Annotated in this window: 11 protein-coding genes; 6 read left to right on the top strand and 5 right to left on the bottom strand. The window is 68.5% G+C overall.

Going from position 1 to position 14,864, the window contains the following annotated elements; genetic code table 11:
- The first annotated feature begins 131 nt into the window (after positions 1 to 131).
- Positions 132 to 440, top strand: a complete 309-nt coding sequence (locus GOC52_RS00380; RefSeq protein WP_010487302.1) for a hypothetical protein — start codon at positions 132 to 134, stop codon at positions 438 to 440.
- Here the strand turns inward: GOC52_RS00380 and GOC52_RS00375 are convergent.
- A complete protein-coding gene (locus GOC52_RS00375; RefSeq protein ID WP_043397832.1) occupies positions 418 to 1,473 on the bottom strand; it encodes a DNA topoisomerase IB in 1,056 nt (351 codons plus the stop codon). The genes GOC52_RS00380 and GOC52_RS00375 overlap by 23 nt on opposite strands.
- 111 nt (positions 1,474 to 1,584) lie before the next feature.
- On the opposite strand from GOC52_RS00375, the gene GOC52_RS00370 reads away from it, so the two are divergent.
- The 3 genes from GOC52_RS00370 (at position 1,585) to GOC52_RS00360 (ending at position 8,110) form a co-directional block, all read left to right on the top strand.
- Positions 1,585 to 1,974 carry an I78 family peptidase inhibitor gene (locus tag GOC52_RS00370; RefSeq protein ID WP_029380146.1) on the top strand — a complete coding sequence of 130 codons (390 nt, stop codon included), beginning with the start codon at positions 1,585 to 1,587 and terminating at the stop codon, positions 1,972 to 1,974.
- A 174-nt stretch (positions 1,975 to 2,148) separates the two neighbouring features.
- A complete protein-coding gene (gene gltB / locus GOC52_RS00365) occupies positions 2,149 to 6,603 on the top strand; it encodes a glutamate synthase large subunit (RefSeq protein WP_043397829.1) in 4,455 nt (1,484 codons plus the stop codon).
- A gap of 61 nt (positions 6,604 to 6,664) precedes the next feature.
- A complete protein-coding gene (locus GOC52_RS00360; RefSeq protein ID WP_191850404.1) occupies positions 6,665 to 8,110 on the top strand; it encodes an FAD-dependent oxidoreductase in 1,446 nt (481 codons plus the stop codon).
- Here the strand turns inward: GOC52_RS00360 and GOC52_RS00355 are convergent.
- Positions 8,096 to 10,504: an ATP-binding protein gene (locus tag GOC52_RS00355; RefSeq protein ID WP_191851389.1), complete on the bottom strand. Its 2,409-nt coding sequence runs from the start codon at positions 10,502 to 10,504 to the stop codon at positions 8,096 to 8,098. The genes GOC52_RS00360 and GOC52_RS00355 overlap by 15 nt on opposite strands.
- 167 nt (positions 10,505 to 10,671) lie before the next feature.
- On the opposite strand from GOC52_RS00355, the gene GOC52_RS00350 reads away from it, so the two are divergent.
- Positions 10,672 to 11,538, top strand: a complete 867-nt coding sequence (locus GOC52_RS00350) for a hypothetical protein (protein WP_019661978.1) — start codon at positions 10,672 to 10,674, stop codon at positions 11,536 to 11,538.
- A 291-nt stretch (positions 11,539 to 11,829) separates the two neighbouring features.
- Here GOC52_RS00350 and GOC52_RS00345 read toward each other — a convergent pair whose 3' ends face one another.
- From GOC52_RS00345 to ttcA, 3 genes are read right to left on the bottom strand one after another with little or no spacing between them, the layout of a single operon-like run.
- Complete coding sequence (locus GOC52_RS00345) at positions 11,830 to 12,609, bottom strand: M48 family metallopeptidase (protein ID WP_010487316.1); 780 nt, start codon at positions 12,607 to 12,609, stop codon at positions 11,830 to 11,832.
- Positions 12,610 to 12,668: 59 nt separating this feature from the next.
- On the bottom strand, positions 12,669 to 13,574 hold the full coding sequence (locus GOC52_RS00340; RefSeq protein WP_005411825.1) for a recombination-associated protein RdgC: 906 nt from the start codon (positions 13,572 to 13,574) through the stop codon (positions 12,669 to 12,671).
- Positions 13,575 to 13,610: 36 nt separating this feature from the next.
- A complete protein-coding gene (gene ttcA, locus GOC52_RS00335; RefSeq protein WP_191850402.1) occupies positions 13,611 to 14,543 on the bottom strand; it encodes a tRNA 2-thiocytidine(32) synthetase TtcA in 933 nt (310 codons plus the stop codon).
- 91 nt (positions 14,544 to 14,634) lie between these two features.
- Between ttcA and GOC52_RS00330 the strand changes: the two genes are divergently transcribed.
- Positions 14,635 to 14,838 carry a YdcH family protein gene (locus GOC52_RS00330; protein WP_005421068.1) on the top strand — a complete coding sequence of 68 codons (204 nt, stop codon included), beginning with the start codon at positions 14,635 to 14,637 and terminating at the stop codon, positions 14,836 to 14,838.
- The last annotated feature ends 26 nt before the right edge of the window (positions 14,839 to 14,864 follow it).

The following is a 14,864-nucleotide window of genomic DNA, read 5'->3' as shown; positions in this document are numbered from 1 at the left end:
GCCGCTCCTGCAGTGTCTCCACCCACGCTGTTGGCGGCGGTGAGCGCGCCGTGTCCACGATGTGCACGGCATTCATTCCGCCACCACGTCTGACGTCGCACCCTGCACGCAATCAAACAAGGAACGCCTCCATGAAACTTGCCATCGCCACCGCCGCCGCCTGCTTTGCCCTTGCCGCCTGCAGCAGCACGCCAATGGCGCAGGTGCAGCCGATCGACGGCGTCATTTCCGGGCAGTGCCACAGCGACATGGTGCGCGGCGCACTCGGCCTGGCCGCTTCGGACGCCACCGTGGCCCGCGCACGCGTGGACAGCGACAGCCTGCACGTGCGGGTGCTGCGCCATGATGGTCCGCGGGTGCCGCCGGCCAGCGAAGGCGGCGACCGCCTGACCATCGAAAAGGGCCGCACCAACAACATCACCGCGATCTACTGCGGCTGAGCCGGCGCGCCCTGCGCAGCACGCGCAGGGTAGCCTGTTCCCACTGGCGCGGCCCGCGCAGGCCGGCCAGTTTCGCCAGTTCACCGCGCTCCCAGCCGGCAAACACGCAAGGGTCGATGTAGGCCTTGCGGCACACCGCAGGCGTGTTGCCCAGCAGCGCTGCCACCTCGCACACCACCGCGCGCTGCGCCTGCGCCAGCGCGCGCTGGCTGGCCGGTTCCGGCAGCTCGGTGGCGGCAAACGCCTGCACCGCCGCCACGGTGCCGCCCCAGGTGCGGAAGTCCTTGGCAGTGAAGTCCTCGCCCATCACCTCGCGCAGGTAATCGTTCACCGCGCCGGAATCCACCGGCTGCAGCGCACCGTCGTCATCGCGGTACTGGAACAGCGCCTGCCCCGGCAGCTGCTGCAGGCGCCGCACCAGCAGCCCCAGCCTGCGGTCGCCCACGGTCACCTCCTGCAGCTGCCCGGACTTGCCGCGGAAGCGCATGCGCACCCGGCCGCCGCGCAGCAGTTCCAGATGGCGGTTGCGCAGTGTGGTCAGTCCGAACGAACGGTTCTGTTGTGCATAGGTTTCATTGCCGACCCGCACCAGGGTATCCGCCAACAGCGCGACCACCATGGCCAGCACCTTTTCCTGCGGAAACCCAGGTCGCTTGAGATCCCGTGACAACCGCCGCCGCAGCGCGGGCAAGGCCTCGCCAAACGCAATGATGCGGTCGAACTTGCCGGCATCGCGCTCCTTCGCCCAGTCGGGGTGGTAGCGGTACTGCTTGCGCCCGCGTGCATCGCGGCCGGTGGCCTGCAGGTGGCCGTTGGCGTGCGCACAGATCCACACGGCGGTGTAGGCGGGCGGAACCGCCAGCGCACGGATGCGCTGCAGGGTGGTGGCGTCGCGTATCGCGTGGCCATCAGCATCGCGGTAGCTGAAACCCTTGCCGGCGCGGCGCCGGCTGATGCCCGGCTGAGTGTCGTCGACATAGCGCAGGCCGGCCGCGCGCGCGGCCTGTCGTTCGGGGGTGGAGGGGGTTGGCATGCCTGTAGTGTCGCTGTCGCCATGCCGCGATCCTGTCGATAACACAAGACAAACACGTGAGGGCCGGTTCGCCGCTATGCTCGGGTCTTCACAACCCCTTCCGGAGTCATGATGTCGTTCCCGATTCGCGCCCGTTCGCTCTCCGCCCTGTTGCTGCCGGCCGTGCTGGCCCTGACCGCCTGCCAGGCACCGGCGCTGGATGAACAGGATTCGGCCACGGCCCATGCCCAGCAGGCCGCCGAAGCCGCCAAGGCGCCGGCCGACGAAGCCGGCAAGGCCACCGAGGCGCCGCCGGTCGGCACCTGCGATGCCAGCCAGGTGCAGAGCCTGGTCGGCCAGGCCTACACCGATGCACTGGGCAAGCAGGCACAGGAAGATGCAGGTGCCAGCCAGGTGCGCGTACTGAAGCCCAACGACGTGGCCACGATGGAGTTCCTCGGCGACCGCCTGAACATCGAAGTGGACGCCAAGGGCGCCGTCAGCGGCGCGCGCTGCGGCTGACTCCGGCCCCGCGCCGGCACTGGGTTGCCGGCGCGTTCTGTTGCACCTGCAACCGTGTATTGCGGCGTTGCAGCAACCTGTGATCTAGTCGAGGCATCCGGTGGCCTCACGATGCGCTCCAGGGAATGAGCGGGGACGAGTGTCGCCGCCAACCCTATACGCATCGAGGTAGAGATGGCCCCCCGCAACCGCCAAGGGCTTTACGACCCGCGCTCCGAGCGCGATGCCTGTGGATTTGGCATGGTCGCCCAGCTCGACGATCAACCATCGCGCCTGTTGGTTGATACCGCCATCGCCGCGCTTTCGCGCATGACCCACCGTGGCGGTGTCGCCGCCGATGGCCTGACCGGTGATGGCTGTGGCCTGCTGCTGCGCCGCCCCGATGCCTTCCTGAAACTGCTGGCCAGCGAAGCCGGTATCGCGGTCTCCGCACGCTTCGCCGCCGGCCTGGTCTTCCTGCCGCACGACGCCGACGCGGCGCAGGCCTGCCGCGCGCAGCTGCAGGCGCAGGTGGAAGCGGTGGGCTGCAAGGTTGCCGGCTGGCGCGAGGTACCGACCGACGACAGCGTCTGCGGCCAGCTGGCGCGCGACACGCTGCCGCGCATCGAACAGGTGTTCGTCGACGCCGGCGTCGGCCAGGATGATGCCGGCTTCGCGCTGGCGCTGTTCCTGGCCCGTCGCCGCAGCGAGCAGCTGCTGCGCGAACACACCGACTTCTACGTCACCACCCTCACCCCGGATGCGATCAGCTACAAGGGCATGGTGCTGCCGGACAAGCTCAGCCGCTTCTTCCCCGACCTGCAGCGCCGCGAACTGGCCTCCAGCGCCATCGTGTTCCACCAGCGCTTCTCCACCAACACGCTGCCGCGCTGGCCGCTGGCCCACCCGTTCCGCATGCTCGCCCACAACGGCGAGATCAACACCATCGAAGGCAACCGGCGCTGGGCGCAGGCGCGCAGCAAGGTGTGGAAGACCCCGCGCTTCGACATCGCCGAATTCGATCCGGTCATCTCCATGCACGGTTCGGATTCGCAGAGCCTGGACAACATGCTGGAGCTGATGGTCGCCGGTGGCATGGAGCTGATCCAGGCACTTCGCATCCTGGTGCCGCCGGCCACGCAGTCGCTGGAATTCAAGGATCCGGACCTGGCCGCGTTCTACGAATTCCATGGCCTCAACAGCGAGCCGTGGGACGGCCCGGCCGGCATCGTCGCCTGCGACAGCCGCTACGCCGTGTGTACCCTCGACCGCAACGGCCTGCGTCCGGCGCGCTGGATGCTGACCGCCGACCGCCACTTCCTGGTCGCCTCCGAAGCGGGCGTGTGGGAAGTGCCGACCGAGCGTGTGGTGCGCAAGGGCAAGCTCGGCCCAGGCGAAATGGTGGCCATCGACCTCAAGCGTGGTGACCTGCTCGACTCCGACGCGGTGGACCGCATCAACCGTGGTCGCGCGCCGTACAAGCAGTGGTTGCAGCAGGGCGTGACCTACCTGCAGACCGAACTGATCGACCCCTCGCTTGTGGAAGAGCCCTTCGACGAAGGCACCCTGCGCAGCTACCACAAGCTGTACCAGCTCAGCAGCGAGGAAGTGGAACAGGTGCTGCGGCCGCTGGCCGAGACCGAGCAGGAAGCCACCGGCTCGATGGGCGACGACACGCCAATGGCGGTGCTGAGCCAGCGCAGCCGACCGCTGTACGACTATTTCCGCCAGGCCTTCGCGCAGGTCACCAACCCGCCGATCGACCCGCTGCGCGAGGACTGCGCGATGTCCCTGTCCACCCAGCTCGGCAGGGAGACCAACATCTTCCATGCCGGCCCGGAGACGGTGAACCACGTCATCCTCAACTCGCCGGTGCTGAGCCAGCGCAAGCTGCGCCAGCTGCTGAAGATGGACCAGTACGTGCAGGCCAATCGCCTGCTCGACCTGTCCTACAGCGAAGACGAGGGCCTGCGTGCCGGCATCGAGCGCATCTGCGCCGAAGCCGAGCAGGCCGCACGCGACGGCATGGTGATGCTGCTGCTGTCCGACCGCTACCCGGTGGCCGGGCGGCCGATGGTGCATGCCCTGCTCGCCACCAGCGCCATCCACCACCACCTCTCGCGCCTGGGCCTGCGCTGCGACGTGAACTTGATCGTCGAGACCGGCACCGCGCGCGACCCGCACCACATGGCCTGCCTGCTCGGCTTCGGCGCCACCGCGGTGTATCCGTACCTGGCCTACCAGACCCTGTTCGATCTGGGCCGCCGCGGCATCCTCAAGCTGAGCAAGGGCGGTGAGCAGTCGCAGATCGGCCGCCGTTACCGCAAGGGCGTCTACAAGGGCCTGTCGAAGATCATCTCGAAGATGGGCATCTGCACCGTGGCCAGCTACCGCGGCGCGCAGCTGTTCGAGATCATCGGCCTGGAACCGGACGTGGTGGACCTGTGCTTCCCGGATACCGCCTCGCGCATTGGCGGCGCCGGCTTCGCCCGCCTGGACGCCGACGCGCGTGAGCTGTGCGCGCAGGCCTGGGACGCACAGCAGGACGTGGATGTTGGCGGCCTGCTGAAGTACGTGCACGGCGGCGAGTACCACATGTACAACCCGGACGTGGTGACCACCCTGCAGCGCGCGGCGCGCAGCGGCGACCCGCGTGCGTGGCAGCAGTACTGCGATGCCGTGCATGCACGGCCGCCGTCGGCGCTGCGCGACCTGCTGGAACTGGTTCCAGCGGCCACGCCCGTGCCGCTGGACGAGGTCGCCCCGGCCAGTACCCTGTTCCCGCGCTTCGATACTGCTGCGATCAGCCTGGGCGCACTGTCGCCGGAAGCGCACGAGGCGCTGGCCATTGCCATGAACCGCCTCGGTGGCCGCAGCAATTCCGGCGAAGGCGGTGAGGATCCCGCCCGCTATGGCACCGCAAAGCGCAGCAAGATCAAGCAGGTGGCCTCGGGCCGCTTCGGTGTCACCGCTGAGTACCTGGTCAACGCCGAGGTGCTGCAGATCAAGGTCGCGCAGGGCGCCAAGCCCGGCGAAGGCGGCCAGCTGCCCGGCCACAAGGTCAACGAGCTGATCGCCCGCCTGCGCTATGCCAGGCCGGGTATCGGCCTGATCTCACCGCCGCCGCACCACGACATCTATTCGATCGAAGACCTCGCGCAGCTGATCTACGACCTCAAGCAGGTCAACCCAACCGCGCTGGTCTCGGTCAAGCTGGTCAGCCATGCCGGCGTCGGCACGATTGCCGCGGGCGTGGTCAAGGCCGGCGCGGACCTGATCACCATTTCCGGCCATGACGGCGGCACCGGCGCTTCGCCGGTCAGCTCCATCCGCTATGCCGGCGTGCCGTGGGAACTGGGCGTGGCCGAAGCGCACCAGGCGCTGCTGGCCAACGACCTGCGTGGGCGCACCCTGCTGCAGACCGACGGCGGCCTGAAGACCGGCCTGGACGTGGTCAAGGCCGCACTGCTGGGTGCCGACAGCTTCGGCTTCGGCACTGCGCCGATGATCGTGCTGGGCTGCAAGTACCTGCGCATCTGCCACCTCAACAACTGCGCCACCGGCGTGGCCACCCAGGACGAACGCCTGCGCGAGAACCACTTCACCGGCCAGCCCGAGCGCGTGGAGAACTTCTTCCGCCTGCTGGCCGAAGAAGTGCGCGGCTGGCTGTCGTACCTGGGCGCGCGTTCGCTGGAAGAGATCGTCGGCCGCACCGACCTGCTGCGACAGATCGAGGCAGCGCCCCGTGATGGCGTGCGCGTGGACCTGTCACGCCTGCTGGCCGACAGCCGCTACGAGGGCAGCCATTGCGCCGCGCAGCGGCTGTACGAATCGCCGGACAGCCTGGCCACGCAGATGGATGGCCTGCTGGCCCCCGCCATCGAGCACAAGCGCGGCGGCGAACACCGCTTCCTGATCCACAACACCGACCGCAGCATCGGCACCCGCCTGGCCGGTGCAGTGGCGCGCGCGCACGGCAACCAGGGCATGGCCGAGGCGCCGCTGGAACTGCGCTTCCGCGGCAGCGCCGGGCAGAGCTTTGGCGCGTTCAACGTCGGTGGCCTGCACCTGGAAGTGGAAGGCGAAGCCAACGACTACGTCGGCAAGGGCATGGCCGGTGGCCGCCTGGTGGTGCGCCCGCCACGTGGCGCCCGCTTCGAGGCACGCAGCACCGCCATCATCGGCAACACCTGCCTGTATGGCGCCACCGGGGGCGAGCTGTTCGCCGCCGGCCGCGCGGGCGAACGCTTCGCGGTGCGCAATTCCGGCGCACTGGCGGTGGTGGAAGGCGCCGGTGACCACTGCTGCGAGTACATGACTGATGGCGTGGTGCTGGTGCTGGGCAAGGTCGGCCTGAACTTCGGCGCCGGCTTCACCGGCGGCCTGGCCTACGTGCTGGACGTGGACCGCGATTTCGTCGATCGCTACAACCACGAGCTGATCGACATCCATCGCGTCTCCGCCGAGGGCTTCGAGAACTACCGCCAGCATCTGCATCGCCTGATCGGCCGCCATCGCGAGCTGACCGGCAGCATCTGGGCGCAGCAGATCCTGGACGAGTTCCGCGATTACATCGGCAAGTTCTGGCTGGTCAAACCGAAGGCCGCCAGCATCGAGTCGCTGACCGAAACCCTGCGACGCGCTGCGTGATGTTTTCCGGTAGTGCCGGCCGCTGGCCGGCAACGTTCCCCCTCGCATTCCAGAGCCCGCCATGAGCCGCAAGCACGCCTTCCAGTTCCTCGACCTGCCCCGCACCATGCCGCAGCGCATTCCGGTGGAACTGCGCACGTCCGGCGACTGGGGCGAGCTGTACGGCAAGTTCGGCAAAGATGACGCCCAGTACCAGGCCGGCCGCTGCCTGGACTGCGGCAATCCTTACTGCAGCTGGAAGTGCCCGGTGCACAACGCCATTCCGCAGTGGCTGCAGCTGGTGCAGGAAAACCGCATTCACGAGGCGGCCACGCTGTGCCACAGCACCAATCCGCTGCCGGAAGTGTGCGGCCGGGTGTGCCCGCAGGACCGGCTGTGCGAAGGCAGCTGCACGCTGGAAGAATTCGGTGCGGTGACCATTGGCGCGGTGGAGAAGTACATCGTCGATACCGCGCTGGCCAGCGGCTGGCGCCCGGACCTGGGCGCGGTGCAGCCGACCGGCCACAGCGTGGCGGTGATCGGCGCCGGCCCGGCCGGGCTGGCCTGTGCCGACCGCCTGGCACGCGCTGGCATCACCGCCGTGGTCTACGACCGCTACGAACAGATCGGCGGCCTGCTGCAGTTCGGCATTCCCAGCTTCAAGCTGGACAAGGACGTGATCCATCGCCGCCGCGAAGTGCTCGAAGGCATGGGCGTGCAGTTCCGCCTCGGCGTGGAGATCGGCCGCGATGTCAGCGTGCAGCAGCTGCTGGACAGCCACGACGCCGTGTTCGTCGGCACCGGCGCCTACCGCTACACCGATGGCGGCCTCGACGGCCAGGACCTGAAGGGCGTGCTGCCGGCGCTGCCGTTCCTGGTGCAGAACAGCCGCATCGTCAGTGGCGATGACCCTGAGGGCCGGCCGATCGCCGGCTGGGAAGACACCATCGCCCTGCCCGATCTCAACGGCAAGCGCGTGGTGGTGCTCGGTGGCGGCGATACCGGCATGGACTGCGTGCGCAGCGCCGTGCGGCTGGGCGCAGCCAAGGTCACCTGCGCCTACCGCCGTGACGAAGCGAACATGCCCGGCAGCGCGCGCGAAGTGGCCAATGCACGCGAGGAAGGCGTGCGCTTCCTGTTCAACCGCCAGCCGCTGTCGATCGAGGCCGGTGCTGATGACGAAGTGATCGGCGTGACCGTGGTCGAGACCCGGCTGGGCGAACCGGATGCCAACGGCCGCCAGAACGCGGTGCCGATCGAGGGCAGCGAATCGCTGCTGGAAGCGGACGTGGTGATCATCGCCTTCGGCTTCTCGCCGACCTTGCCGGCATGGCTGTCCGAGCATGGCGTGGAAGGCCAGTCCAACGGCCGCATCGTGGCCGGCGGCAAGGACCGCCTGCCGTTCCAGACCGCGCATCCGCGCCTGTTCGCCGGTGGTGATGCAGTGCGCGGTGCCGATCTGGTAGTGACCGCCGTGGCCGAGGGCCGCGACGCCGCCGCCAGCATCGTGCGGCTACTGGCCCACTGAGTCCGGCACCAGCAGTACCGCCAGCAGCGCACGCAATACGTGCGGCTCCACCGGCTTGGCCAGGAAGTGGTCGATGCCAGCCACACGACAGGCTTCGCGGGTGCTTTCCATCACGCTGGCCGTGAGCGCGATGATCGGCACCTGCGCGCGCGCCGGGCAGGCATCGGCGCGGATCGCCCGCGCCAGCGCAAAGCCGTCCATGCCCGGCATGTGGCAGTCGGTAATCACCAGCTCGAACGGCTGCGCCTGCCATGCTGCAAGCGCCGACCGTCCGTCGGTACAGGCGTGGACCTGCAGCCCGAGCGCACACAGGCGTTGCTCCAGCAGATGCAGGTTGGTGGGATGGTCTTCAGCCACCAGCACGCGCGACGCCGGCAATGGACGCTCGTCCGCAACCGCCGCCGAAGGTGCAGCCACGGGTGCCTCGCAGGCATCCAGGTCCAGATCCAGCCAGACCGTGGTGCCTTTCCCGGGTGAGCTGCGCAGCTGCAGCTCCGCGCCCATCGAGGTCGCCAGCTCGCGGCAGATCGCCAGGCCCAGCCCACTGCCGCCGAAGCGCCGTGTGGTCGAGCGCTCCGCCTGGGTATAGGCGGCGAACACCGCCTGCTGGCGTTCCTCGCTGATGCCCACGCCGCTGTCGCTCACCTGCAGGCGCAGCCGCTGGCCGCCGTCACGCTGCTGCAGTACCTGCACCTGCAGTTCCACGTGGCCCTGCCGGGTGAACTTCAATGCGTTGCCGGCCAGGTTGAACAGGATCTGGCGCAGGCGCAGGCCGTCGGCCAGCGATCCCGGCTGCATCTCCGGATCCAGCACCACCTGCAGGTGCAGGCCGCGGCTGGCGGCCACCGGCATCAGCAGTTGCTGCACCGCGCGCACCAGTGCCGCCAGATCGATGGGCCGCAGCTGCAGTGGTGCGCCCTGCAGGCGCTGGCTGTGCAGGACATCGTCGAGGATCTGCCGCAACATCCGCGCGGCATCATCGACCGTGGCCAGCACCTGCTGCTGGTGTGCTTCCAGCCTGCTGCCCGCCAGCCGTTCGAGCATGTCCAGCAGCGTGCTCATCGGGGTGCGGATCTGGTGGCTCATCGTTGCCAGGAAGTGCGCCTTGGCCTGTGCTGCCTGTTCGGCCTGGCGGCGCGCGTCGGCCAGCGCGCGGGTACGTGACTGCACCTCGCTGACGTCGATCCAATAGCCGCTCCACTCGACGTCGCTGTCGTCGCAGGGCAACGGCCGCCCATGCGAACGCACCCATCGCCACCCTTGTGGCGAACGGGTGCGGAAAGTGACGTCGATCGGGCCACGCGCCAATGCAGCCGTCTCGACACAGGCCATCACCTGGTTGCGGTCGTCCGGATGGACCGCGGCCAACAACCGCTGGTGATCGATCCGCGCGGTCTCCACGCTGATTCCGAACAGGGCCTGCACGTCACCGGCGATCTGCGGAAAGCTGTAATGGCCGCCCGCCGACCGACGCGCCTGGTAGACCACCGCCGGCAGGTTCGCAGTCACCTCCTGCAGGCGCTGCTCCACGACTCGGCGGCGCACGCTCTCGCGATGGACCCGCCAGTAGCCGAAGGCATGTACCAGCGCCAGGGCGAGCAGGATCAGCGAGGCCGGCACCAGCCAGCGCAGGGGCGACGATGACGGGGAATTACGCGGCCGGTCCGGCAGCCAGTCCGCGCGGATCTGTTCGCGCTCGGTATCGGTCAGCTGCGACAGCGCCTGCTCGAAGCCGACGATGACATCGGCGCAGGCGGGCGTGGTCGCCAGCACCAGGGCATCGTCGAAACCGGCCGGCGCAGCGATCAGCAGTGGATCGCCCTGGTAGCGGCGCAATGCGGCCTCGACGTCGCCGAGGTTGGCGACGACCGCATCGATCAATCCGGTGCCCAGCAGCGGGAGTGCATCGTCCAGCGCTGCCGGTGGCAGCAGCTGTGCACCCACGGCCTGCTCGGCCAGCAGCCCCTGCAGCGGCATCCGGCTGGGGCTGGCCACGGTGCGTCCACGCAGATCTTCCAGGCCCAGCACCGGCGACGCGTCTTCCCGGCGCACGATCACCTGTGGCAGCTGCAGGTAGGGCGTACTGACCACCCATCCAGCGGGCAATTGCGAGCGGGGCCATCCCAGCAGCGCCTGGGTGCCGGCCGGCAGCTCGTCCCGGTCCACGCTGTCGGCCGGCACGGGCAGCAGCTGCAGTGGCCGTTGCCCGCCCAGCAGCTTCAGGTACGCCGCGCCCAGCCCCCGGGCCTCGCCCTGTTCGCTGGACGACAAAGGTGCGCGGTCGGACGGCCAGGCGATGCGCAGCGGTGTCCTGCAGCCCGTGGCGGAGGCCGTGGCAGGCAGCAGCAGGCTGGCCATGACAGCAATGGCTGCCGGGAAGCCGGCGACATTCACGGTAGGCATCCTCATCTCGCGGGCGGAAGGAACGGCCGCGCTGCGGTACCGCTGCCTGCCACGCTATCGACGTGCGGACCGACGGCAATGAAGAAAGTTGTAAAAGCATCCAGATAGGGGAATGCCGACATACACTGCCGCCTTCACCCGTAACTGCGGAGCGTTCGATGCGCATCGGCCTGGCTGCCAACCGTCTTCATCACCACGACGCGCGCGCCGCGCTGTTCCGTTGGCTGCGCAGCAGCGAGGCCGGCCTGCGCGAGCTGGGCGTGTCGCTGCATGCGGTCGGTCGCACCCATGACGCGATCGAACGACAGGGCTTCCTGGCCGGGTACGCGGGCCTGCACCGTTATCCCTACGGTCGCGAGGGTGGACTGATGAAGCTGGTCGCCGAAGTCGTTGGCATGGGTCCGGATCGGACACTGGATGGCGCGATCTACCTGATCGACCCGGTCGATCCGTCCTCGGTATTTCCGGAAGCCACGGCGCTGAAGCGCCAGTGCGTGATTCACGGCAAGCCGTTCATTTCGACCGTGGCCACCGCACGCGACTGGGTCGAAGTGGAGCGCGTCCACGCCGGGCTGGCGGCAGACGGCGGCGCCGACGACCTGCATGCGTTCGAAGGCCAGACGCTCGCGCTGATCGCGCACGATGCGATGAAGCCGGCGATGCTGGCCTTCGCCGATGAGCACTTCGATGTGCTGGTCCGGTTCGGTGAGCGGGTGGCGACGGGCACCACCGGCCAGCGTTTGAACGAACTGGCCTGGAGCCGGGGCTGGCCACGTGATACGCCGTGGGTGACGCGCTACCAGAGCGGCCCGATGGGCGGTGATGCGCAGATTGCCGACCGGGTGCTGGAGGGGCGCTGCCAGCGTGCGATTTTCTTCGAGGATCCGCACGTGGCGCGCCAGCATGAGGCGGATATCCAGCTGCTGGAGCGCGCGGTGACGACGGTGACCGATCAGGCGGTGTGCATTACGGCGCCGCGGGTGGCGGCGCGGTGGGCGGCGGCGGCGGCGCTGCGGGCGGGGTGAGGGTTTCGGCCAACGGCTGAGCCCTTCGTGGTCGGTGGGTCTGCACGATCATGAGGTTGGCCGGGATGGGTGGAATTGCGGGGGACGCCGTAAACCCGTCCCTGGGGGCTTGGCCGCGGCATCCATGCCGCGGACACCCCCGCAATCCCACCCATCCCGTCCTTCGACAGTTTCCGGTGTGCCCACCACGGAAGAAAGAAGGAAGAGCAGGAGCGGGTCGCGCGCTTCTGTAGAGCCGAGCCCACGCTCGGCTGCATTCAACGGCAGCCGAGCGTGGGCTCGGCTCTACAGTTACAGAAGCTGGCGAAGCATGGCCTTCAGGCGTCGCCCTTCCAGCTGGAAGTAGTCGCGCTGCTCGCGCCAGGCGGGGAAGCGTTGTTCCACTTCGTGCCAGAACGCGGGCGAGTGGTTGGGCTGGATCAGGTGGCAGAGTTCATGCACCAGCACGTATTCGAACGCTTCCGAGCGGCCCAGCACCAAGGCCAGGTCCAGTGCCATGCTGCCGTCGGGGGCCAGTGAGCCCCATTGCGAGGACATCACCTTCAGCCGCAGGCGGCTGGGTGCGCGCGGCAGGGTGGGCAGGTACTTCGGCAGCCAGCGCCCGACGTCGGCGCGGGTCTGGGCTTCGTAGAACTCGCGCAGCAGACGGCGCAGGGTGGCGTCACCACCACGGGTGGGCCACTGCACGCAGGCGCCGTGCGCGTCGATCTCCAGGCGCGCATAGCGGCCTTCCTGCCAGCGCAGTGGCAGCAGTTCGCCGCGCAGGGGCAGCACGCCGTCTTCGCCGGGCTGCAGCGGCGCCGGCAGGCCCTGGCCCTGGTACTGGCGCAGCTGCAGTGCAAGCCAGTCGCGGTGCTGTTCCAGGAAGCGTTCGCCCATCGCCAGGCTTGCCCGCGGCGGCAGGGTCAGGCGCGCGCCGCGCTCGTCCACGCTCAGCTTGATGCGCCGTGCACGCGGATCACGCACGCGCAGTACCTCGATCTCGGCATCCTCCAGGCGCAGGCGAACGGTGTCGCGCTGTACGGTGGCGGGCGGGGTCGGGCTGATCAGGCGGCGCAACAGACGGCTCATGCACCCAGCATAGCGCTGCTTCGGGCCGCCGGATGACCGGCGGCCGTCGGGCTGCCTGTTCAGTCAGCCTTGCTGAGCTTGAAGGCTTCTTCCAGCAACAGGAACAGGCGGCGGATCTCGGCGCTCTGCAGGGCGAAGCGGGCGTCGAACTCGGCGCGGCGGCCATCTTCGTCGGCATGCTCCAGCTGGTCCAGGGCACCGTCGAGGAACTTCAGCTTGCGCACGATCAGGTCGTCGCCGATCACGAAGGACAGGTTGTCCTCGAAGATCAGCGCCAGCTTGGTCACCTGCTTGCCGGCGTCCAGGTGCTTGTCGATCTCGTCGCAGCGCAGCTCCTGGTGCTGGCACTTGACCACCGCGCCACCTTCCACCGGGTCCTTCATCTCGCACTCTTCGCCCAGGCTCAGCCCGGTCGGCAGCGGCTCGCCGGCGATCCAGCCGGTCAGGATCGAGCGCGGCGCGACTTCGGCGTTCAGCGGCATCGCCGGGAAGCTGCCGAGCAGGCCGCGGATGTCGGACATGAAGTATTCGCCGGTCTTGCGGCTGGAGGTATCCACTGCCACGTAGCCGTGCTGCAGGTCGATGAAGGCGTCGTTGCGCGAGGACTTCACGAAGGCGCGCGGCAGCAGTTCATGCAGCAGGTCGTCCTTCATGCGCTTGCGCTCGCGGCCACCCGGGCGGCGGCCTTCCTTCTCCTCGATCTCCTCCAGCTTGCGCTCGAGCAGGTCGTTGACCACCGCCGCCGGCAGGATCTTGTCCTCCCCGCCCACGGTCAGCCACAGGTGCTCCGCGATGCGGTGGGAGAGCAGCTCCTTCTCCTCGCGGCCGAACGGCGAGATGAAACCGCGCGAGTTCATTTCCAGCGCGCCGACCGGCTTCAGCAGGGCGTGCGGCAGCAGGGTGTCGACTTCGGAAAAATCGGTGGTGGTCGGGAAACGGAAGAACGTCAGGTTGCGAAAGAACATGGAATTCCGGATGGCAAAGAGGAAGGGCGGCCGACCTTAAACGGCGGGCGTCTCGGGATCTGCGTCGGCGTCGGCCGGGGAACCGGCCAGCCAGGCATGGGCGTCGGGCAGCGGCGTGTCGTCGCGACGGCCCAGCGCCATGAAATCGAACAGGGTGATGTCAGCCAGCTGCGAGGGCCGGACTTCACTCATGGCGCGCGCGATCTGCTCGATGCGGCCCGGGTGGTCCTTCTCCCACTGCTTCAGCATCAGGCCGACCTGGCGGCGCTGCAGGTTCTCCTGGCTGCCACACAGGTTGCAGGGAATGATCGGGAACTGGCGCGCCTGCGCGTACTCGACGATGTCACTCTCGCGCACGTAGGCCAGCGGCCGGATCACCACATGCTTGCCGTCGTCGCTGCGCAGCTTCGGCGGCATGCCCGACAGCTTGGCGTGGTGGAACAGGTTCATGAAGAACGTGGCCACCATATCGTCGCGGTGGTGGCCCAGCGCGATCTTGGTGAAGCCATGGCTTTCGGCGTAGTTGTACAGCGCACCACGACGCAGCCGCGAGCACAGCGAGCACATCGTCTTGCCTTCCGGAATGACCCGGCTGACCACCGAATAGGTGTCCTGTTCGATGATGTGGTACGGCACGCCCAGCCCTGCCAGGTACTCCGGCAGCACGTGCTCGGGGAAGTCCGGCTGCTTCTGGTCCAGGTTCACCGCCACCAGCTCGAACGGCACCGGCGCCTTCTTCTGCAGCTGCAGCAGCACGTCCAGCAGGGTGTAGCTGTCCTTGCCGCCGGACAGGCAGACCATGACCTTGTCGCCGGCCTCGATCATGCCGAAGTCGGCAATCGCCTCACCGACCTGGCGGCGCAGGCGCTTGGCCAGCTTGTGCTGCTCGCGCTCGGCCACGCGCGGATCGCGGGCGGCGCGCGGCTGGGAACGCGGCAGGGGATCGGGAAGGGAAATCACGGCACTCATGGGTTCCATTCTAACGGCTCGGAGCGGCCACGGCCGGGGGTCGGGATTCCCCTCTCCCGGCAGTCATCATCGCTGTGTATGCTCGGAGGCTGTGGACACTTACAGCCCCGCCGAGATCGTCGAGCACCTCGCCGCCCTGCGCGCCGAGCACCGCCTGCTGGATGAACAGATCACCCGCATGGCCGCCAATGGCGAGGACGAACTGGAAGCCAAGCGCCTGAAGCGGCGCAAGCTGCAGTTGAAGGACTGCATCGCCAGACTGGAAAGCCTGCAGATTCCCGACGAGCCGGCCTGAGCGGTGGCCCATCCACGCATGGCGTG

Source organism: Stenotrophomonas sp. SXG-1 (assembly GCF_014083965.1).
Classification (GTDB): domain Bacteria; phylum Pseudomonadota; class Gammaproteobacteria; order Xanthomonadales; family Xanthomonadaceae; genus Stenotrophomonas; species Stenotrophomonas geniculata.
This window is presented reverse-complemented; position numbering and strand designations above follow the sequence as displayed.

Bases quoted from the DNA above. Each gene is read 5' to 3' on its own strand.
- GOC52_RS00380 (WP_010487302.1), top strand. From the start codon at position 132: ATGAAACTTGCCATCGCCACCGCCGCCGCCTGCTTTGCCCTTGCCGCC.
- GOC52_RS00375 (WP_043397832.1), bottom strand. From the start codon at position 1,473: ATGCCAACCCCCTCCACCCCCGAACGACAGGCCGCGCGCGCGGCCGGC.
- GOC52_RS00370 (WP_029380146.1), top strand. From the start codon at position 1,585: ATGTCGTTCCCGATTCGCGCCCGTTCGCTCTCCGCCCTGTTGCTGCCG.
- gltB (WP_043397829.1), top strand. From the start codon at position 2,149: ATGGCCCCCCGCAACCGCCAAGGGCTTTACGACCCGCGCTCCGAGCGC.
- GOC52_RS00360 (WP_191850404.1), top strand. From the start codon at position 6,665: ATGAGCCGCAAGCACGCCTTCCAGTTCCTCGACCTGCCCCGCACCATG.
- GOC52_RS00350 (WP_019661978.1), top strand. From the start codon at position 10,672: ATGCGCATCGGCCTGGCTGCCAACCGTCTTCATCACCACGACGCGCGC.
- GOC52_RS00345 (WP_010487316.1), bottom strand. From the start codon at position 12,609: ATGAGCCGTCTGTTGCGCCGCCTGATCAGCCCGACCCCGCCCGCCACC.
- GOC52_RS00340 (WP_005411825.1), bottom strand. From the start codon at position 13,574: ATGTTCTTTCGCAACCTGACGTTCTTCCGTTTCCCGACCACCACCGAT.
- ttcA (WP_191850402.1), bottom strand. From the start codon at position 14,543: ATGAGTGCCGTGATTTCCCTTCCCGATCCCCTGCCGCGTTCCCAGCCG.